Origin of the sequence: Oceanobacillus sp. FSL W8-0428, from assembly GCF_038004405.1 — a bacterium.
Classification (GTDB): Bacteria; Bacillota; Bacilli; order Bacillales; family Amphibacillaceae; genus Oceanobacillus; species Oceanobacillus sojae.
In genome coordinates this window covers 3,606,857-3,625,866 of sequence record NZ_JBBORB010000001.1, presented here as the reverse complement: position 1 = coordinate 3,625,866, position 19,010 = coordinate 3,606,857, and the positions used below count along the sequence as shown (strand labels likewise).

Here is a 19,010-nt window from a genome sequence, read left to right as displayed (position 1 = left end):
TTTCCTCTTGTTTCTATGAAATTAATACAAAATATCAGGAGTAAAATACAGGTTAGCACTTTTGTATATATAAACCCTTGCTGTATATAGAGAATTTATGTGCGCTTTCGCATCCTATATGGGTGCGTGGATTGAAATCCGGGATGTTGTCCAAGGTGGGTTTAACCAACATTCGCATCCTATATGGGTGCGTGGATTGAAATAGCTTTATTTGCCGTCTCCATATCAAATGCAGCTTCGCATCCTATATGGGTGCGTGGATTGAAATGTGGAAATTGATAATCAACAGACTATAAACAAAAGCCGCCGTCACAGCTTTAGGAAAAGTAGTGACAGCGGCTTTCTTTTATTCTGATTATGAGCGGACATAAGATCCGAATTGATTATTTACTTTTTCAATAATCTCCTGATAAGAAGCATCCACTTCATCATCCTTTAACGTACGGCTCGGGTCCTGGTATAGAAGACGGTAAGCAACAGATTTTTTACCTTCTTCCATATGCTCTCCCTGATAGACATCAAATATAGATACCTCTTTTACCAATGGAGCTCCGATTTCCTTGATAACTGCCTGAACATCACCGGCAGGAATATCATTGTCCAGGATAAAAGCAATATCCCTGGTCACAGATGGATAGCGCGGAATATCTGTGAATGAAGGTGTCAGCTGATGAACTGCGAACACAGATTCCAGATCTATTTCAAAGACATATGTTTCCTTCACATCAAAATCTTTTGCAGTCAGTGGATGAACCTGGCCAACATAGCCAATGCCCTTTCCATTTAACCTGATTTCTGCACAGCGTCCCGGGTGCATATCTTCCATTTTTATTTGTACAAAGGTAACATTCAATTCTAAATGTGCAAACAAGCCTTCAACAATTCCTTTAGCTACATAAAAGTCAACCGGCTTCTTCTCCTGCTGCCATGGATGATTATGCCATAGACCGGTTAAGGCGCCGGCAACATGCAGGTTTTCAATTGGCTGATTTGTTATCTCCTCTTCACGGGAAATAAATACCTTACCAATTTCATAATAAGCTAAATCTGTTTGTGTCCTGGCTACATTATGCTGCAATACGCGAAGCATTTCCGGAATAAGACTTAACCGCAGATGACTGTGCTCTTCACTCATTGGCATTGCCAGCCCGACAGAGTAAGCAGGCTTTTCTTCAATATCCGGTGTTAAGAATCGCTTTGCATCCTTTTCGTTTGTTAAAGAGTAGGTTAATGTTTCCATTAGCCCGGCACTTGATAAATAATTTTTAATTTCCCGCTGTAATAGCTGGATATCAGTTAAACCGCCAGCCTGAACCCAGCCTTGAGGAATCGTATATGGTAAATGATCATAACCATAAATACGGATTACCTCTTCCAGAATATCTTCAAAAATAGAAATATCAAGACGGCGGGTCGGTACTTGAACAATAATTTCTTCTCCATTTTTACTGAATTCAAATTGTAAGCGTGACAAGACAGAGGCCACATCTTTTTCGTCCAATTCCATTCCTAATCGCTGATTTATTTTTGCTGTTGTAACTGTGACAGATTTCTCTGATTTATCCAGCTCATCTACTTCTACAACACCACCTGCAATTTTTCCATTTGCATATTTTTGAAGCAGGCTGCATGCACGTATTCCAGCACGTTTTACGCGATTTGGATCAACACCTTTTTCAAAGCGGGTGCTTGATTCACTGCGCAATCCTGTTTGCTTCACTGTATGGCGTACAGAAGCTGAATTAAAATACGCTGCTTCCAACAGGAGGTTCGTTGTTTCATCTGTTACCTCGGAATCAGCTCCTCCCATTACTCCAGCTAAAGCAACAGGCTCTTTTCCATTCGTGATAACAAGATTGTTTTCGTTTAATTGACGTTCCTGATCGTCTAAAGTAACCATTGTTTCATTTACTTTTCCTTGACGGATGACTACCTGCTTCGATCCAAATTGATCATAATCAAACGCATGGAGCGGCTGCCCGTATTCTAATAAAACAAAGTTAGTAATATCCACTACATTGTTAATTGGACGAATACCTGATGCCATTAAGTAGTTGCGCATCCATAATGGAGCCGGTTTTATTTCCACGTCTCTAATTATAAAAGCACCGTAATATGGATTATTTTCAATGGAATCAATTTTTACATCGATATAATCTTTTGCTTCTATAGATTCGTCAACAGTCAGATTTTCATCAGGCAGTTCCATTGGCTGATTTAAAATTGCTGCCACCTCGTATGCCACACCAAGCATACTTAATGCATCCGGCCGGTTTGCCAGTACATCCAAATCTAAAATGGCGTCATCCAGGTTCAATAATTCCTGTACAGGTACACCTACTTCTGCATCTTCAGGGAAAACAAAGATTCCTTCTGCGACATCAACAGGAATATATTTTTCATCTAACCCAAGCTCCTGCAGGGAACAAATCATTCCATTTGATTCTACACCACGCAGCTTCACTTTCTTGATTTTCATACCATTTGGAAGCTTTGCACCGGGCTTTGCAACAGCAACCTTCTGCCCCGATCCAACGTTTGGCGCACCACAGATGATTTGCAGAGACTCTTCTCCAACATCCACCTGACATAAGTTTAATTTATCTGCGTCTGGATGCTTTTCGCAGGATTTCACATATCCAACTACAATATTTTCACTTTTGGGAGCCAGATATTCAATCCCTTCTACTTCAATACCAGACCGTGTTATTTTTTCTGCTAATTCTTCTGGTGTTACATTATCTAAATTGACATAATTTCGTAACCAATTATAGGAAACAAGCATGTACTCTCCTCCTTCTTCTCTTACGCTTGATGATATTGTGATAGGAAACGGACATCATTGGTGTAGAAGTGACGAATATCATTTACACCATATTTCAGCATCGCAATACGTTCCTGTCCCATTCCAAATGCAAATCCGCTGTAAACTGTGGAATCATAACCGCTCATTTCCAATACACGCGGGTGAACCATTCCACCGCCTAAAATTTCAATCCAGCCAGTCTGTTTACAAACAGAGCATCCTTCTCCATTACACACCTTACAGGAAACATCCATTTCAACAGATGGTTCAGTAAACGGGAAGAAAGATGGACGCAAGCGAATTTTACGATCCTTCCCGAACATTTTTTTCGCGAATACATCTAATGTACCTTTTAAATCACTTAACGTAATATTTTTATCTACTACTAACCCCTCAATTTGTCTGAATTGGTGAGAGTGTGTTGCGTCATCTGTATCGCGGCGGTACACTTTGCCCGGGCAGATCATTTTTATCGGACGGTTTCCCCGATATGCTTCCATTGTCCGGGCCTGTACCGGTGATGTTTGTGTACGCAGAAGAAGTTCATTTGTAATAAAGAAAGTGTCCTGCATATCACGAGCCGGGTGATTTTTCGGTAAATTTAATTTTTCAAAATTATAATAATCTGTTTCAACCTCCGGGCCTTCTTTCACTTCATAGCCCATTCCGATAAACAAATCCTCTATTTCTTCCATAATGCTGGTTAATAAATGTCTGCCCCCAACATGGACTGGATTTCCCGGCAGTGTCACATCAATGGTTTCTGTTTCCAGCTGTTTATCCAAAGCTGCTCTTTCTAATTTTTCTGTTTTTGCATCTAACGCTTCTGTAATAGATGCTCGAACATTATTAGCAAGTTCACCAATAACTGGACGCTCTTCCTTAGATAATTTGCCCATACCACGAAGAACAGTGGTCAAAGAGCCTTTTTTACCTAAATATTTTACTTTCATCTCTTGTAAAGCCTGACTATCTTCCGCTTTTTCAACAGCTGCGAGGGCTTCTGATTCTATCGCCTGTAATTCTTCTTTCATCGTGCTAAATACCTCCTTTTAATGCTTTCCTTGTTTTCGATGGACTTTTTAAAAACATAAAAAAGCTCCGTCTCCAAAAAAGGGACGAAGCTATATGGTCGCGGTACCACCCTTGTTGACTGAACAAATGTATCCAATCCAACTCTTGCCTCATAACGGATGGCATCCGAATCACCTTTACATTCGATTATGGTCCAAGTGTCCGCTCCAGAGTGAAATGTAATCAACCTGAAATGATAAAGATGCTTCCAGTCAAGGCATCTTCTCCCTGAATCACTTCTACAGGCAGTTACTTGCTCTTTCATTGCGTTTTGTTGTTTGTTCTCAAGCTGTGAGAACAGATTAATTATATTACAGCTATTATAGAAAAATTATGTCTCCGTTGCAAGCCTAATTCTTTAAATGATACAATAAAACCCCTGCTGCAATGCTGACGTTTAATGATTCTGCCTTGCCAAGGATAGGAATCGTCACGCGTTCATCCGCTTTTTCTAACAAAGATTCCTTTACTCCTGCACCTTCATTACCAAAAATAATTGCTGTTTTTTGCGGTACTGGCAGCTTTTTATAGTTTTCCGCTTTTTCCAAGGCTGTAGCCCAAACAGTGTAATCTGATTGTTTCAATCGGACAGTCTCTGCTTCCAATTCTGCATGCAGAATTGGCAAATGGAAAATCGATCCTTGTGTTGCGCGGATTACTTTATCATTATACAAATCGACACAGCCCTCGCCCAGCACGATTCCATCAACCCCTGCAGCATCAGCAGTGCGTATAATCGTTCCTAAATTACCCGGATCCTGAATAGCATCCAGCAGAACTACTACCTCTCCGTTTACTGCGTTATCTTTCTTCATTTCGACCACAGCCATAATTCCCTGAGGCGAAGCAGTAAAGGAAAGCTCTTTAAATACTTGTTTAGTCACTTGGGTAACAGGAAGATTATCCGCAGTCTCCGGCACAGATACCTCCTCAGAAATAATAATTTCTTTTGTAATCCAATTACTTGATAATGCTTCTTCTATTAAATGTGATCCTTCAATTAGGAAAGTATTCGTCTGCTTACGATATTTTCTCTGATGTAATTTTTTTAACGTCTTTATTTTCTCATTCTTTACAGATGTAATCACTTTATTCATCCTATCCCATTTTAAATTCTAATTACATCATACATAAATTCACGACTAATGGTCAAACTACTTTTAATATCACAAATAAGGAGTGAATAGTGATGGATTTAAATATCCGTAAAGCAATTTATGCAAACATATCGAATAATGATCAAGAACAATTAGAAGCAACTATCGTCGATGCAATTAATAATGGAGAAGAAAAAATGCTCCCTGGTCTTGGAGTTCTTTTTGAACTGATTTGGAACCATTCCAATGAGGAAGAGAAAAAAGAGATGATATCTTCTTTAGAATCCGGGATTCAAAACGATTTATAATTTCTTAATATCCAGATATATTCTTTTTATTTTATAAAAGAAAAATAAAAAAATATGCTTTTGAGTACCTTCCTGCAGAACAAAAATACATGCTGCTTCCAAACAGAATCCGGCATGTATTTTTATTTTTGTAAAACAGCAAATTCTCCAGTCAAAAAATGCTCTGTTTTCTTGTCCCTCAGAAAATTCGACAAAATTAGCAAACTTTGAAACCTTTTTTTATTTTTTTCGTATTTCATTGTAGATAAAAGCTAGTATATTTTGTTCAGTAATCTGCTGCCAAGCTGTTTATTATTATCTTAAAAAGGGAACAGCAAATCAAGCTTAGCTGTAGGAAATAAAGACTAAGAAGGGTTTGACTACCGATTCCTTTAATGTTATAACGAATTGAGGCAGTTTTTCATATTATAAATTTTTGATTCTAATTCTCAGCTGGCGAATATAATTTATAGTATGAAAAAAAGGAATGGCAGCCTGGCAAAATTTACATATGCTAAGCTTTTACGTCCATTTTAAAATGTGCAAATTGCGCAAATATAGTTTTAAGAAAGGAGCATGTACTTTGGCTGAAAATGATAATGAACAACCAAAGAAGAAAGGTCTATCGAAAGGAATTATTGCTATTATTATTGCTGTAATCGTCCTGGCTGGCGGAGGTGCAGCGGCATTCTTCCTGACAGCATCTACACCAAAAGCAACATATTTCCAAGCTGAGAAAAATTCTATTGAACAACTTCAAACTTTTGTGGAAACACGATATGAGGATGAATTAAACTGGTACGAACAATCATTAGAGAACCCTGTTTCCCAAACAGTAAATCTTGGATTAAACTTGGAAGGGCTTGAAAATTCCTATTATGCCGATCCACAAATAATCGCTATGCTCTCTAATGCTGAGCTCTCAATAAACTCAGAGACAGATATGGAGAACAAACAGGCATACAGTGATTTATCCGTCAACGTTGGCGGTATGGACTTCAGCGGCATAGCCGGCTATGTTGAAGGTCCTGATGTATACGCCCAGCTTCCTTTCCTGGATGAAGTTCTTAAAATTTCTGATGAGGATATTGGAAGTGTATTAACTCAATTTGATCCTTATACTTTTACAGGCAATGAACGATTAGGTATTGAAGAGCTTGTATTTGATAATGAAGCTGTTTTATTAACAGAAGAAGAAGAAAAATACATTCAAGATGAATATCTCATGTTCATTTATGAGGAGCTTCCAGATGATTCCTTTGAGAGTGATAAAGAGGATGTGGAAGTAAACGGCGATTCTATCAATACTGAAAAAATCACGATGAACCTTTCAGAAGATGAACTGAAATCAGTTATCACTTCTGTACTGGAAAAAATGAAGGGCGACGACGAATTCAAAGAAATTTTAAAAGGTCAGTTCGAACAAACTGCTTATATGCCTCTTGAAGACCCGGCAGTAATTGAAGAGCAGCTTAATGAAGTAATGGCAGAATTCGACAATGCTATTGACCAGGGTATCGAACAGGTTGACAGCTTCCAATTCCCTGATGGACTTCAATCTACACTTTGGGTATCTGATAACAAAGTTGTACAGCGCGACTTTTCTATTAGTCTAGCACCTGAAGGCGAAGAACCAGTTACTATTAATTTGTCAGGTGGACAATTATTTAATGATGACCAAATTTATTTTGATCATACATTAACGATGAATGATGACTCCGAAGAAGTATCTATTGCGTTTAATGGTGATTTCCAAGGTACCGGAGATACTGTTACAGATAATGCAAATCTTAATTTTGCATTTGACGATGGCTATACCCCTGTTGAATTTGCTGCTGCTTATACTGGGGATGAAACGTTAGATGGTTCCACTCGTGATTTCGACCGTCAGCTGCAAGTCACTGTAGAAAATGAAACAGTTAATCTTGGCTGGACCGGCGATTCTACCTATGATGGTGACCAAATGAATTCAAATAATAATATTGCATTGGATTTCCCTGGTTATGTCGAAAATGTATCCATGGATTTAAATACAGAAGGTGCTGTTATTGATGCTGTAGAAGGTATCGATACATCGAATGTCGTTGATCTTGGTGCAATGTCCGCTGAAGAACTGCAAGAATACTTCCAAGGGGATTTCACCAATCAGCTTGATCAATGGTTAATGCAATTTGGATTCTAATCTAAGTATTATTGAATTAGAAAGAAAAGAGTGTGCATGATCATGATTTTTTTCAAACAAACTGGGCTTTTTATAAAAAATCATATACGGCAACTCAAGAGGAAGTGGTATTCACTTCCTCTTCTTTTCATATTTCCTCTTGCTTTAGCAGGACTTATGATGATGATTGTTGGCAGTTTTTTTACCCAGGATGAAAATGAAGCCATTCAATTAGGTTTAGTTGATTTAGATAATTCAACAGAGACGGAAATGATGGTTCAATTATTAGAACAATCCTCAGGTTTTATTGATTTTTTAGAAGTCAAAGAATTATCCGAGGAAGAAGCAATGAAACAGATTGAATTAAATAATTTAAGTACATATATCGCTTTCCCTAAAGGGTTTATTCAGGACCTGTATCAGGGATATTCTGTGGAGGTTCCCATTGTCGGGAACAGACAGCAGCAGCTGGAAAGCTACATGATTAATGAGACTCTGCAAAGTGTCGTGCGTCATATTCGTTCCTCACAGGCTAATATTCTGACAATGAATTATTATGCGAAACAATTTAATATGGATGATGATGCAAGAAATGACTTTGTTTTTGAACAATTTCAGGAATTTCTACTTTATACAGTCGGCAGAGACCAGGTTATCAGAGAACGGACTTTATCAAATCAGGCTAGCTCATCCCCTGTTTCCTATTTCAGTTTGGGAGCATGGTTTATTATCAGCAGTTTATGGCTATTTTCCCTATATTATTTTTTTACCAAAGAAAATCCGGCTTTAATCAGTCAGCGCATCCGATTATATGGGGCTACACAATTCAGACAGATACTCGCAAAAATAATTGTAACGCTGATAGTGTCCCTCATTTTGGCTTGTCTCTCATTTTTCTCTTTGCTTTATTTCTTAGATATTGAGCTTACGCAGGAAAATATATTTCGGACAATAACACTTATTTCAATCTATCAAGCTGGTTTCATTCTTTCTCTAGCTGTTTTTGAGGTGCTTATTTCATCGTTGAAATTACGGTTATTCGTTCAAATATTTTTTGTGTCTGTGTTAATTTTATTTAGCGGTGCTGTTATACCGACACTTTATCTGCCAATGGGAATTCAGGATTATCTCCCCTATTCTTATGCCTATAACAGTCTTTATTGGCTTCAGGAAATAATCCTGAACCAAAGACATTATGCCGAATATACTTCCAGTCTTCTTCTAATCGGGATTCTGATCTTCCTGTTACTGGGACTATTAAGCTGGAAGGAGCGCAGAAGCATATGATGGATATAATTACTACACGATGGCTGCATGCAAAAAAACATCTCCTATCCATTTTATTTTGGGCTGTCTTCCCTATTCTTTTCACTTGGATAATTATCTCCGGGACAGGGGCTATCCAGGATCAAAGCTCCATTCCAGTTGGAATTATTCTGGAAGAAGATTCTGATCTGGCAGTTCAATTAAAAGAAAAACTTGATTCATCTGATTTAATTCGTGTGATTGAGATGGAAAATGAAACAGAAGCCAGACAAATGGTTGCTACACATGAACTGGACAGCGCATTTATCATTAAAAAAGGATATAAAGCTGCAATTGATGCTGGACAACGGAACCGGTTAATTACAAGTTACCGGACAGATTTATCGATGGGGTATACACCTGTTGTTGAAATGATTGCTTCCTATGTTCAGGAGGATAGTGGAAAATCAAAAACAGCATACACCATTATGAATTTAGGAGAAACATTAAACAGCTCTTCCATACCAGGCTATGATGAAATAATTAATGAGATTTATTCTATTGAAGAAAGTGAAAACCTTATTTTCACTAATTTCACTCTCCTGGGAGAAGATACAGATGCAGATACAGGATTTTCTTTATTTCAAAATCCTTGGGGACTCTGGTCTATCGTTGCTCTATTGTCCACCTTCTTTTTATTTGATTGGCTGATAAAAGAAAGAAATGCGACCGTCCGTATCCGTTTTATATTTAATCGCTTATCTTTTCAGCAATATTTAGTATGCAATCTTCTTCTTTATAGTTTGGGGCTATTGCTGTTAGATATAATCACTTGGGGAGCTTTCCATGTTTTACATGATGAAGGGTTTAATATTACACAACTTGTATATATATTTAGTTTCCGTTTAACTATTTGTATCCTTGTCTTTTTAATAGGTTTACCCTTTAAAAAACTGCTTCCCTATTATATAACTGCCGTTCTAATTATTTTAGTAACCATCGTTATCAGTGGAATTATTTTACCGATGGACGGCGTTTACGAAAGCTATCCATGGGTTGCTGCCTTAAATCCATTAAGACAGATTGTTTATGAACAATGGTGGAGCGGCTGGACATTTATTGGGCCGATTTGTTTAATTGCTTGGTATGTGAAAGGAGGTTACAATAATGCAGCTGGAAATTAATAATGTGTCGAAATCATTCGGCAAAAAGAAAGTACTTGAAAATCTGTCTTTTGAAGTAAATTCCGGTGAAATTATCGGGTTAGTTGGAGAAAATGGAGCGGGTAAGTCCTCCCTGCTGCATATTTTAGCAACTATTTCAAAGGCAGATTCGGGCAGTATCCGCTTAGGAAAATGGATATATGGGAAAAATCGTAAACAGCTGCGCAGAATGGTTGGTTTCGTACCACAGGATATCGCTTTATGGGAAGACATGTCCGTGGAAGAAAATATGCTTTTTTTTGAAAAGCTTTCCTGGATAAATCGCTCGAAGATTGAATTAAAACAGCTTTGTGAGGATATGGAATTATTAAAATGGAAAGAGCCTGTCCACACATTATCTGGTGGAATGAAGCGAAAATTAAATATGGCAATCAGTTTAATCCATAATCCCGGCCTATTATTGCTGGATGAACCGACAGTCGGGATTGATTTACGATCCAAAAAAGAAATTGCCGAATATCTTAAGCAAACAGCTCAGGTTGACAATAAAATGATTATGTATACTTCACATGATATGGATGAAATTCAAAGTATATGCGATGCTGTCGTGTGTATTGGAAACGACCCCTTTTATGAAAATTTGCTGCGTGAAGCAAACATGAAAATTATCTCTATATAATATTGCCTAAAGGGCTGAAAACAGATAGAATATGAGTAATAGGAATTTTTAACAAATGGATTAAATACTTTATAAATACACAGGACAAAAAATTACTCTTCAGCTCATATACGGACGGTGAATATAAATGGAAATTAATACAAATCAACGGACTAACCCTTTTGAGGCTTTATCTATGACTCCTGCTGCCGGTGAAGTCACTGAAAATAGCGGCTTTGGCGCTAAGTCCTTTCAACAGCTGCTCTTAGAACGAATTCGTGAAGCAGAAGAACGGACAGCACAGGATTTTGGCTCTAATCTTAGCCAGTCCAGCTTTGCCCCACCATTGACTCAAGCGGCAGCAGCAATTCAAACCTCAGCAAAGCAGTCTGTTAATGGAATTGGATCAAATTATCAGGATATCATTCAACAAATGGCAAGTAAGTACAATATTAGTGAGAGTTTAATTCATGCTGTAATTAAGCAGGAATCTAATTTCAACCCTAATGCAACAAGTCCAGTCGGTGCCCAGGGTTTAATGCAGTTAATGCCGAAAACAGCAGCGGGCTTAGGAATTACAAATTCATATGATCCCCGGCAAAATATTGAGGGCGGAGCAAAGTATTTAAGCCAAATGCTGAAAAAATATAACGGAAATACGGAATTGGCATTGGCAGCTTATAATGCCGGTCCTGGAAATGTAGATAAATATCAGGGTATCCCGCCATTTAAAGAAACAACTGCCTATGTATCTAAAGTAATGAATACATACCGTTCATTAGCTTAGGTTCCTGTCAGCATACTTGATATAAAAAAGGATTCGTCTGTTTTTGACAACGAATCCTTTTTATTTATAATTTTTTATTCATATTCTTTCTCTATTACCTTATTGCTCCGAACGGTATCAATTTCTCTTACCTGACTTTCAATTTGTTCACGCTGTGACTCAAGAAATGGCGGCAACGATAATTTTTCTCCAAGCGTTTCATATGGCTCATCCTCCATAAATCCAGGACCGGCTGTTGCTAATTCAAATAATACCTGTGGTGCTACCGGAGTATATAACGAGCCGAAATAAAAGCGCTCGACAAATCCGGAAGTTTGAAGACCAAATTGTTCTATTCTCCGCTGCCATTTCTCTAAATCTTCGCGTTCATCTACACACAATGCTGCATGATGCACTGTACCATAGCCCTGTCTGGCCGGCGGTAATTCTTCATTATGCTCGACAATGATCCGGGCGCCATTTCCACCTTTATCTATTTCAAAAAGATGAAGTGATGCTTCACTGGAAACCTCATTGTACATAAATATTTTTTCTAATACCTGCTTGAAGAAATTAAAATCAGCAACACGTACGACTACTGGGCCCAGTCCAGTAATTCCATATTCTGATGGGATTGGGCCATCTTTCCATGGCTTGCCTGAGACCCTTCCGTTATTATTCTCATCCGAAACAAGCTGATACTTTTGATCATCAAAATCGGAGAAGGATAATGTTTTCACGTCGAATTGCTGTTCAATTTCTGTGTGTTTAATTCCAAGACGGTCAAAGCGTTTCTTCCAATATTCAAGTGCAGCATCACTTGGTACACGTAAGGATGTTTTATAGATTTCATTTGTTCCGTGAGAACCTTTAGGGATACCCGGGAAGTCAAAAAATGTCATATCTGTCCCGGCATTTCCCTCATCATCTGCAAAGAATAAATGATAGGTTTGTATGTCATCCTGATTAACTGTTTTCTTTACTAAACGCATACCGAGCACATATGTGAAAAATTCATAATTCTTTTCTGCACTGCTTGTTATTGCCGTAACGTGGTGCATGCCACGAATTGGATTCATTGAAAAAACTCCTTTTATATTTAATTAATAAATATTTAATTAAATATAATTTACCATGGTATTTGATTTCTGTCAAGAATACCCTTTTCTATAAAAAACCGTACATTTTAACAGTCTCAAAATGTACGGCATAAATCATTATTATTAAGCTTTAATAAGAGTATCTAAGGTTTTGCGATCCAATTTTTTAATCACAGCTGTTAATAATTTCACAGCATTCTCATAATCATCACGATGTAGAATTCCTGCATGTGAATGAATATAGCGGGTAGCTACTGTAACAGATAGAGATGGAACACCATTGCCAGTCAAATGAATAGAGCCTGAATCTGTACCGCCGCCAGCCATAGAAGTAAATTGGTAAGGGATATTATTCTCCTCTGCTGTCTCAACAACTAAATCACGCAGTCCCTTATGAGAAATCATAGAAGCATCATACAATACAATCTGAGGGCCTTCACCAAGCTTGCTGTCCGCATCTTGCTTAGCAATGCCCGGTGTATCTCCCGCAATACCGACATCTACACCAAATCCGATATCCGGCTGAATCAGATGAGAAGATGTTTTTGCTCCACGCAAGCCAACCTCCTCTTGTATTGTTCCTACACCATAAACAGTATTAGGATGTTCCTCATCTTTTAAAGCTTTCAATACATCGATTGCAATCGCTAAGCCAATACGATTATCCCAAGCTTTAGCCATAAGTAATTTTTCATTCTTTAATTGTGTAAATTCAAAATAAGGAACGACAGAATCTCCAGGCTTCACACCAAATGATTCTGCTTCTTCTTTACTTGTCGCGCCAATATCAATAAACATATCTTTTATTTCATAAGGTTTCTTTCTGGCTTCAGCACTCAATATATGCGGAGGCTTAGAGCCGATAACACCAGTCACATCTCCCTTTGAGCCCATAATCGTTACACGCTGCGCCAGCATAACCTGATTCCACCAGCCTCCAGCTGTCTGGAAATAGAGAAAACCGTTTTCATCAATGCGTGTCACCATCAGACCAATTTCATCTAAATGTCCCGCAATCATTATATTAGGTCCATTCTCGTCTCCTGTCTTTTTAGCAATTGAGCTGCCTAAATTATCTGTTGTCAGTTCATCTGCATAGGGCCTGATATAACTCTCAAACATTTCCCGTACTTCTTTTTCGTTCCCTGGTATTCCTTTTGCATCTGTTAAATCCTTTAGCATTGTCAATGTGTTATCTAGCTTTGTCATATTCATAATCTCTCCTTCATATAGTGAAACCTCATCCAGCCGGAGGTTACGATTTTCCCAGGTGGGATGATAATTTTATTAATTAGGCTTATACCGAGAGTTACTGCCCCTTGTATATCATACTCAAATATCCTTCGTATCTTTGAAGCGGAGTTTTACTGCCGGTTAAATGGAGAAAAGAGTTAATAGCCTTGATCCTGGCGCTGATAGTTAATTTGATTTTTCTCCCAATATGCTTTTTGAATATCGGAATCAGTAAATCCAAGCTGATTTCCTAATTGCAGACTCCAGCTAAATAATTGCTGATAATTTTCATTCAGCGGGTTATCCCGGTAAGCAATAGCTTTTCTATATACTTGGTAAAAACATTCTGATTCTGTCATGTTTTCTTCCGGCTTAATCTTTCCATCTGCCTGATAAATATACCCATTCTCAATTCCAATTGACATCAGGAAATGTAACACATCTACATATTCTTCTAAAATATCCTGTTGATTATTTCTTGCTTTTGTACTCCAGAATTTAAAGCATCGTGTTTCGTTTGCAAGCTCTCCAAGTTCAACAAGGAGGGCCAGATGCTTTTCATGAAATAAATTTACGCTGGACAAATCATGATTGTTTTCAATATATGTATCCAATTTCTTTTGCATTTCAAATAGCTGATTCCAATCCAATTTATCTCCTCCTTGTCTGCCATCTCTTCCATTTTATCACAGACTTTTTAGAAATGCTTTTTATATTGATTAATCTCTTTGAGTTCTATTCAGAATCCAAATCTGTCAAAATTATATTTAACCCTATTGAAAAGCTTTTTTCCAGCTCTTGAGGAAGCCCGAAAGCATCATCCATTTCTAATAGAGCAAAGCCATGCAGGTAACTTCTTAATGTCCGGATAAAATGTATGGTATCATCCTCTGACAAGGCATATTTTTGCAGTATTTTAGAAAATATTTCGATAATCTGCTCAGATAACTCTTTTGTTTCATCACTTTTCCATAACTTCACTTTTTGTACTAGTTGATATTGACCCGGCCATGTCTTTGCAAAATTTTTGTACTCCTGTGCAATTGCCCATAGAGCTTCCTTCTTTTCCAGTCCAATGCTTGTAACCACAAGTTTATCATACAAATTTCTCATACTTCTTTGCGCAGCGATGTCTAGTAAATCTTCTAAATTTGCTATATGATTATATAACGATGGTGGTTTAATGCCTAGCTGCATGGCTATATTTTTTATCGTAACTTCCTCGATTCCCTTCTGATCAAGCAGTTCCAGTGCTGCGTCAGTAATTAATTCTTTCGTTATTTTTTTTCTCATTTTCCAACCCCGGCTTCTGCTTTTCTTATTGCTTTTTTCATTTGTTCCTCCGGATTAACTAACATATCTCCGTGTCCCACTGCAAGTAATTTCGGATTAAGCTCCAATAATTTCACTGCGCTCTTCACAGCTGTTTCTTTATCCCATGTTGCAGCTTTCGGAAAAGGAAAGAGCCATTTTAATACTCCAGAAACAGCTATACCGCCTCTTGTTTGAAATGCATCTCCTGCAATAAGTGACTGGTGCTGCGCCTCAAAAAAAGTTACTGAACCCGGCGTATGTCCCGGAGTTGAAATGACTTCTAAAGTATCAATCTTATCTCCCTCCTCAAAAGTAAAATCAATCGGTATATCCCTTTTCGGAAATCCTCCCTTTATTGGTTTATCGGACTCATCTGCCTTCAGACGAAAATCTTTCTTTAACAAGCATCTGTCCCGTTTAGATATTCCTACTGACACATCAGGAAAAACCTTTTTAAAATAAGGTACTCCATTGACATGATCACCGTGTGCGTGGGTCAAAATTAATTTACTTAACTGCTTTCCCGTTTGATCTGTCATTTGTTTTATTTCATTGACAAATTTCCCGGTTCCCATGTCAATACAGATTAAATCCTTCTCCTGCTCAAGGACAAAACAATTAATTGGGAAAATACTCGGCAGAAATGTTATCTGATATAAATTATTATGTTGCTCTATTTTCAATTAAATCACCCTCTAACTAATATAATTAACATATTAACTAACACGATTAGTTTAGTCAACAAAAACTTTTTAATTCTAAATTTAACATGATTAATTTGTTTTGCCGTAAAAATATAAACTTTCTATATTTTTTATAATAAAATATTATTCTCTTGAAACTTTTTGTTTCTTCATTCGTATGTAGTGGTAACAGGACGTTTCTAAGGAGTAGATAATTATGGTCATCATTATCTTTCGGATATTATTAGTGATAGCAGTTGCATTGCTTATTTATACATGGATTCAATACTTAAAAAAACCTGAACGCAAGCTGCGCCTTTCTCAGGAAAATCAGGGGTTCTATTTATTAGATGAGCATAATAATAATCAGAAAAATTTTCAATTAACTTATAAAGGATGTCTTTTTATTGGTGAGAAATATTTAGGAACAACAGAAGACGCTTTTGAGGTGGTTGATATCCATATTACTGTTAAGAATCCATTAGAGCTTCGCGGATTAACCAGAGAGGATTTATACTTTTTAGAGCAGGAAATATTAATTCACTATCCGCATGCTTCTATCACCTGGAAGCATCCGATTAATGAACTTATTATAACGGAAATCACAAAAGAATAACCAGCTGCAACAGGACTGGTTATTCTTTACACAAATGGAGCTTCTTTATCCGTAAAACGATAGAAATAAGGCATCACACTAAAACAAATAAGCAGCATAAAAAGAACTATCGGGATCATAACTGTCCAGGAAACGCTCATTATATTCATAACAAATATAATAATCAGTATAACGGGATTGAAAAGCATCGTATTAAAACGGCTTTCTTTTGTCAGAAATTGCTTCTTATTACATACTGGACAGCGGGATTTCCACTGCAAAAAAAGCTCACGCAGTTTAAATTCGTGCTGACAATTCCAGCAGCAGGGAAGTTTCAATGTTTACACCACCTTCTCCATAGTTTTATATTTTATACTTTTATCGTAAAACACCCGGCTCTTTTATGCAAGAGCCGGGTGTTTTACATGTATTATGTTTTTGATAATTCCCGATGCTTCACGCGTGTAGAAGATGCTGCAAAAAACTCCTGCCATTGAATAATAATTTCTTTTCTCCTTAAAAAATATAAGGATGGGAGTAAGGCAATAATGAAAATAGCGATATATACTGGAGAAAGTTTGGAAATCCAACCACCGATACTTGTGTAGACAATTGCCAGAGGAATGTTCGATATAAAAGAAGATTTTGCATATCCTTTAAAAGTCTTGTTCGTTTCAATCAAACATAATGATAGTAAGTGAAAATGAATAAATGGGACGAGTCTTAATAAAGTAACCTGTGCTGTAGTCATTTCTCTATTTTTACCAAGTAACCGCTGCTTCAAAATAATTAGCTTTTCGATTGATTTCGGCATCCAACCTGCCATTACATAAAAAAACAAACTTGCCATTGTTATCCCAATAATAGAATAGGCACTTCCTGCAACTGGACCAAATAAGATGCCGCCAGAAATACAAATAAATACAACTGGTAAGAATAACATTGGCCTGATGAGATGTAGAATAATAAATAGCAGCGGGGAAAGCACGCCGCCCATCTCAATAATTACCAGCAAATAATTCCCAACGTATTCCATGGCTACCCCTCCTCTTGAGGAAGCTGGTATTATATTTATATCTATATATATGTTTCAAGACGAGCAGTCTATGATAAAAGAATCCAGCCTGTTTCTATTCTTAAAAAAGATTAGACAGAAATTGAAGAATCTCTTTAGAAAAGAAAACCAGGCCAACGAAACTGATTACATTAACCCCAATAAAAATAGGAATCCCGATTGTAAAGCTTTTATGCTTTGTTTTATGCCGGAATATTTGCATACCAATAAAAAGACCAATACTTCCTCCTAAAACTGCCAATAGCCAAAAAGTACGTTCCGGAATACGAAATGCCTTCTGCTTTGCCTTCTGTTTATCTTTAAACATGAAATAAAATCCAATTAAATTAGCAACGAGCAAATAAATAAGTAATGATGATAGATTTTCCATTTTTCCCTCCTGGATAAACAAATAAGTAACACTCCTTTATCATAAATAATAAGGAAGTTTGTCGCAACGCTGAACCACTTTAACTCTAGATATAAAAAAAGACCGCTCCTCAATTGGATGCGATCTAATTACTTATATTATTTTAAAGCTTCTTTTGCCTGAGATGCTAATTGAGCAAATGCTTGTTCATCATTAATAGCTAAATCAGAAAGCATTTTACGATTAATATCAATACCGGCAAGCTTCAAACCATGCATTAATTTGCTGTAAGAAATATCGTTCAAACGTGCAGCAGCATTAATACGGGAAATCCAAAGTTTACGGAAATCACGTTTTTTCTGTCTGCGGTCACGATAAGCATATTGACCTGATTTGATAACCTGCTGTTTTGCTGTTTTAAATAAAGTTCTTTTCGAACCGTAGTAACCTTTTGCTAATTTTAAGACGCGTTTACGACGACGACGCGTAACTGTTCCACCTTTAACTCGTGGCATAAGAAATCCCTCCTGATTCAATTACATATCTGAATTTATTATTTTGGTAACATTGCTTTAATACGTTTGTAGTCTCCAGAAGAAACAAGAGTTCCTTTACGTAACTTACGTTTTTGCTTCTGAGATTTGTTTGCAAACATATGGCTAGTGTATGCGTGAGATCTTTTTACTTTTCCAGATCCAGTTTTTTTGAAGCGTTTTGCTGAACCTTTATGAGTTTTCATTTTAGGCATAATTTTTTCCTCCTAGTTCGTTGCGATAAAAGCTTATTTTTTTTCATTTACTGGAGCGACCATCATAAACATATTACGGCCTTCCATTTTAGGTTTTGTTTCTACTGTACCAAGATCTTTCACTTCTTCAGCAAAACGGTCCAGTACTTCTTTCCCAAGTTCTTTGTGGGTGATTGCACGACCACGGAAACGAACCGCAGCTTTTACTTTATCCCCTTTTTCCAAGAACTTACGTGCATTTTTAAGCTTCGTTTCAAAGTCATGGTCACCAATTCCAGGTGTAAAACGTACTTCCTTGACATTGATTACCTTTTGTTTTTTACGAGCTTCCTTGTCTTTCTTCTGCTGCTCAAAACGATACTTCCCGTAATCCATAATACGACATACCGGCGGTTTTGCGTTTGGAGCAACTAATACTAAATCAAGGTTTCGTTTCCCGGCAATCTCTAATGCTTCATTACGAGTTTTTACTCCAAGCTGATCCCCATTTGAATCAATGAGACGAACTTCTCTTGCACGAATTTTTTCGTTAACATTCATATCCTTGCTAATAGCCAGCCACCTCCGAAAATTTTGTTACTGATCTATCTGGACAAGTCAAATCATTTCATTCCATAAAAAAAGTGTCGGTACACATACGCACCCACACATCTCCT

General features: G+C 37.3%; 21 protein-coding genes and 1 other annotated feature (1 of these 22 cut by a window edge). Of the genes, 7 read left to right on the top strand and 14 right to left on the bottom strand.

The annotated features are described in order from the left end of the window. Nucleotides 1-355: 355 nt before the first annotated feature. The 3 genes from pheT to MKY30_RS17270 form a co-directional block, all read right to left on the bottom strand. Nucleotides 356-2,785, bottom strand: coding sequence for a phenylalanine--tRNA ligase subunit beta (gene pheT, locus MKY30_RS17280; protein WP_339286050.1), 2,430 nt, complete (start codon nucleotides 2,783-2,785; stop codon nucleotides 356-358). A gap of 20 nt (nucleotides 2,786-2,805) precedes the next feature. Beyond that, nucleotides 2,806-3,840 carry a phenylalanine--tRNA ligase subunit alpha gene (pheS, locus tag MKY30_RS17275; RefSeq protein ID WP_339286048.1) on the bottom strand — a complete coding sequence of 345 codons (1,035 nt, stop codon included), beginning with the start codon at nucleotides 3,838-3,840 and terminating at the stop codon, nucleotides 2,806-2,808. 390 nt (nucleotides 3,841-4,230) lie between these two features. Further along, entirely contained in the window at nucleotides 4,231-4,977 is a 747-nt protein-coding gene (locus tag MKY30_RS17270) for a TrmH family RNA methyltransferase (protein WP_339286047.1), read from the bottom strand. Nucleotides 4,978-5,069: 92 nt separating this feature from the next. Here MKY30_RS17270 and sspI point away from each other — a divergent pair, with 92 nt between their 5' ends. The 6 genes from sspI (at nucleotide 5,070) to MKY30_RS17240 (ending at nucleotide 11,278) form a co-directional block, all read left to right on the top strand. Beyond that, nucleotides 5,070-5,285: a small acid-soluble spore protein SspI gene (sspI, locus tag MKY30_RS17265; protein WP_147207963.1), complete on the top strand. Its 216-nt coding sequence runs from the start codon at nucleotides 5,070-5,072 to the stop codon at nucleotides 5,283-5,285. Between the two features lie 562 nt (nucleotides 5,286-5,847). Then, a complete protein-coding gene (locus tag MKY30_RS17260; RefSeq protein ID WP_341084921.1) occupies nucleotides 5,848-7,446 on the top strand; it encodes a DUF6583 family protein in 1,599 nt (532 codons plus the stop codon). Between the two features lie 36 nt (nucleotides 7,447-7,482). Next, nucleotides 7,483-8,712 (top strand): ABC transporter permease, encoded by a 1,230-nt coding sequence (locus MKY30_RS17255; RefSeq protein ID WP_339286044.1) that lies wholly within the window; start codon nucleotides 7,483-7,485, stop codon nucleotides 8,710-8,712. After that, nucleotides 8,709-9,854, top strand: a complete 1,146-nt coding sequence (locus tag MKY30_RS17250; protein ID WP_339286042.1) for an ABC transporter permease — start codon at nucleotides 8,709-8,711, stop codon at nucleotides 9,852-9,854. Before MKY30_RS17255 ends, MKY30_RS17250 begins: the two co-directional genes overlap by 4 nt. Then, the gene (locus tag MKY30_RS17245; RefSeq protein ID WP_156985424.1) at nucleotides 9,838-10,512 is read left to right on the top strand and encodes an ATP-binding cassette domain-containing protein; all 675 of its coding nucleotides are present in this window, start codon (nucleotides 9,838-9,840) and stop codon (nucleotides 10,510-10,512) included. The genes MKY30_RS17250 and MKY30_RS17245 overlap by 17 nt, the downstream gene beginning before the upstream one ends. Nucleotides 10,513-10,639: 127 nt before the next feature. Next, a complete protein-coding gene (locus MKY30_RS17240; protein WP_147207968.1) occupies nucleotides 10,640-11,278 on the top strand; it encodes a lytic transglycosylase domain-containing protein in 639 nt (212 codons plus the stop codon). Nucleotides 11,279-11,352: 74 nt separating this feature from the next. Here MKY30_RS17240 and MKY30_RS17235 read toward each other — a convergent pair whose 3' ends face one another. The 5 genes from MKY30_RS17235 to MKY30_RS17215 form a co-directional block, all read right to left on the bottom strand. Then, on the bottom strand, nucleotides 11,353-12,336 hold the full coding sequence (locus MKY30_RS17235) for a ring-cleaving dioxygenase (protein ID WP_339286040.1): 984 nt from the start codon (nucleotides 12,334-12,336) through the stop codon (nucleotides 11,353-11,355). A gap of 144 nt (nucleotides 12,337-12,480) precedes the next feature. After that, nucleotides 12,481-13,566 (bottom strand): M42 family metallopeptidase, encoded by a 1,086-nt coding sequence (locus MKY30_RS17230; RefSeq protein WP_147207970.1) that lies wholly within the window; start codon nucleotides 13,564-13,566, stop codon nucleotides 12,481-12,483. Between the two features lie 182 nt (nucleotides 13,567-13,748). Then, nucleotides 13,749-14,240, bottom strand: a complete 492-nt coding sequence (locus MKY30_RS17225) for a dUTP diphosphatase (protein WP_156985426.1) — start codon at nucleotides 14,238-14,240, stop codon at nucleotides 13,749-13,751. An 85-nt stretch (nucleotides 14,241-14,325) separates the two neighbouring features. Next, a complete protein-coding gene (locus tag MKY30_RS17220; RefSeq protein WP_147207972.1) occupies nucleotides 14,326-14,883 on the bottom strand; it encodes a TetR/AcrR family transcriptional regulator in 558 nt (185 codons plus the stop codon). Further along, nucleotides 14,880-15,587 (bottom strand): MBL fold metallo-hydrolase, encoded by a 708-nt coding sequence (locus MKY30_RS17215; protein ID WP_147207973.1) that lies wholly within the window; start codon nucleotides 15,585-15,587, stop codon nucleotides 14,880-14,882. Before MKY30_RS17215 ends, MKY30_RS17220 begins: the two co-directional genes overlap by 4 nt. A gap of 217 nt (nucleotides 15,588-15,804) precedes the next feature. On the opposite strand from MKY30_RS17215, the gene MKY30_RS17210 reads away from it, so the two are divergent. Next, nucleotides 15,805-16,203, top strand: a complete 399-nt coding sequence (locus tag MKY30_RS17210) for a sigma-w pathway protein ysdB (RefSeq protein WP_147207974.1) — start codon at nucleotides 15,805-15,807, stop codon at nucleotides 16,201-16,203. Nucleotides 16,204-16,229: 26 nt separating this feature from the next. On the opposite strand, the gene MKY30_RS24190 is transcribed toward MKY30_RS17210, so the two are convergent. The 6 genes from MKY30_RS24190 to infC all read right to left on the bottom strand — a co-directional run bounded on the left by MKY30_RS24190 (nucleotide 16,230) and on the right by infC (nucleotide 18,894). After that, on the bottom strand, nucleotides 16,230-16,520 hold the full coding sequence (locus MKY30_RS24190) for a TIGR04104 family putative zinc finger protein (RefSeq protein ID WP_379545065.1): 291 nt from the start codon (nucleotides 16,518-16,520) through the stop codon (nucleotides 16,230-16,232). A gap of 92 nt (nucleotides 16,521-16,612) precedes the next feature. Beyond that, on the bottom strand, nucleotides 16,613-17,218 hold the full coding sequence (locus MKY30_RS17205; RefSeq protein ID WP_147207976.1) for a TVP38/TMEM64 family protein: 606 nt from the start codon (nucleotides 17,216-17,218) through the stop codon (nucleotides 16,613-16,615). Nucleotides 17,219-17,318: 100 nt separating this feature from the next. Then, on the bottom strand, nucleotides 17,319-17,627 hold the full coding sequence (locus MKY30_RS17200) for a DUF1294 domain-containing protein (RefSeq protein ID WP_147207977.1): 309 nt from the start codon (nucleotides 17,625-17,627) through the stop codon (nucleotides 17,319-17,321). Nucleotides 17,628-17,764: 137 nt separating this feature from the next. After that, nucleotides 17,765-18,121: a 50S ribosomal protein L20 gene (gene rplT, locus MKY30_RS17195; RefSeq protein ID WP_077603236.1), complete on the bottom strand. Its 357-nt coding sequence runs from the start codon at nucleotides 18,119-18,121 to the stop codon at nucleotides 17,765-17,767. Between the two features lie 38 nt (nucleotides 18,122-18,159). Next, the gene (gene rpmI / locus MKY30_RS17190; RefSeq protein ID WP_077603237.1) at nucleotides 18,160-18,354 is read right to left on the bottom strand and encodes a 50S ribosomal protein L35; all 195 of its coding nucleotides are present in this window, start codon (nucleotides 18,352-18,354) and stop codon (nucleotides 18,160-18,162) included. Nucleotides 18,355-18,387: 33 nt separating this feature from the next. After that, entirely contained in the window at nucleotides 18,388-18,894 is a 507-nt protein-coding gene (infC, locus tag MKY30_RS17185; RefSeq protein WP_139344830.1) for a translation initiation factor IF-3, read from the bottom strand. Between the two features lie 71 nt (nucleotides 18,895-18,965). Further along, nucleotides 18,966-19,010 (bottom strand) — a sequence feature (ribosomal protein L20 leader region) (it continues 86 nt past the right edge of the window).

Coding starts and splice junctions, on each gene's coding strand:
- MKY30_RS17220 (WP_147207972.1), bottom strand. CDS start 14,883: ATGAGAAAAAAAATAACGAAAGAATTAATTACTGACGCAGCACTGGAA.
- MKY30_RS17210 (WP_147207974.1), top strand. CDS start 15,805: ATGGTCATCATTATCTTTCGGATATTATTAGTGATAGCAGTTGCATTG.
- pheT (WP_339286050.1), bottom strand. CDS start 2,785: ATGCTTGTTTCCTATAATTGGTTACGAAATTATGTCAATTTAGATAAT.
- MKY30_RS17240 (WP_147207968.1), top strand. CDS start 10,640: ATGGAAATTAATACAAATCAACGGACTAACCCTTTTGAGGCTTTATCT.
- MKY30_RS17205 (WP_147207976.1), bottom strand. CDS start 17,218: ATGGAATACGTTGGGAATTATTTGCTGGTAATTATTGAGATGGGCGGC.
- MKY30_RS17245 (WP_156985424.1), top strand. CDS start 9,838: ATGCAGCTGGAAATTAATAATGTGTCGAAATCATTCGGCAAAAAGAAA.
- pheS (WP_339286048.1), bottom strand. CDS start 3,840: ATGAAAGAAGAATTACAGGCGATAGAATCAGAAGCCCTCGCAGCTGTT.
- MKY30_RS17270 (WP_339286047.1), bottom strand. CDS start 4,977: ATGAATAAAGTGATTACATCTGTAAAGAATGAGAAAATAAAGACGTTA.
- MKY30_RS17200 (WP_147207977.1), bottom strand. CDS start 17,627: ATGGAAAATCTATCATCATTACTTATTTATTTGCTCGTTGCTAATTTA.
- MKY30_RS17255 (WP_339286044.1), top strand. CDS start 7,483: ATGATCATGATTTTTTTCAAACAAACTGGGCTTTTTATAAAAAATCAT.
- rpmI (WP_077603237.1), bottom strand. CDS start 18,354: ATGCCTAAAATGAAAACTCATAAAGGTTCAGCAAAACGCTTCAAAAAA.
- MKY30_RS17235 (WP_339286040.1), bottom strand. CDS start 12,336: ATGAATCCAATTCGTGGCATGCACCACGTTACGGCAATAACAAGCAGT.
- sspI (WP_147207963.1), top strand. CDS start 5,070: ATGGATTTAAATATCCGTAAAGCAATTTATGCAAACATATCGAATAAT.
- MKY30_RS17230 (WP_147207970.1), bottom strand. CDS start 13,566: ATGACAAAGCTAGATAACACATTGACAATGCTAAAGGATTTAACAGAT.
- rplT (WP_077603236.1), bottom strand. CDS start 18,121: ATGCCACGAGTTAAAGGTGGAACAGTTACGCGTCGTCGTCGTAAACGC.
- infC (WP_139344830.1), bottom strand. CDS start 18,894: ATGAATGTTAACGAAAAAATTCGTGCAAGAGAAGTTCGTCTCATTGAT.
- MKY30_RS17250 (WP_339286042.1), top strand. CDS start 8,709: ATGATGGATATAATTACTACACGATGGCTGCATGCAAAAAAACATCTC.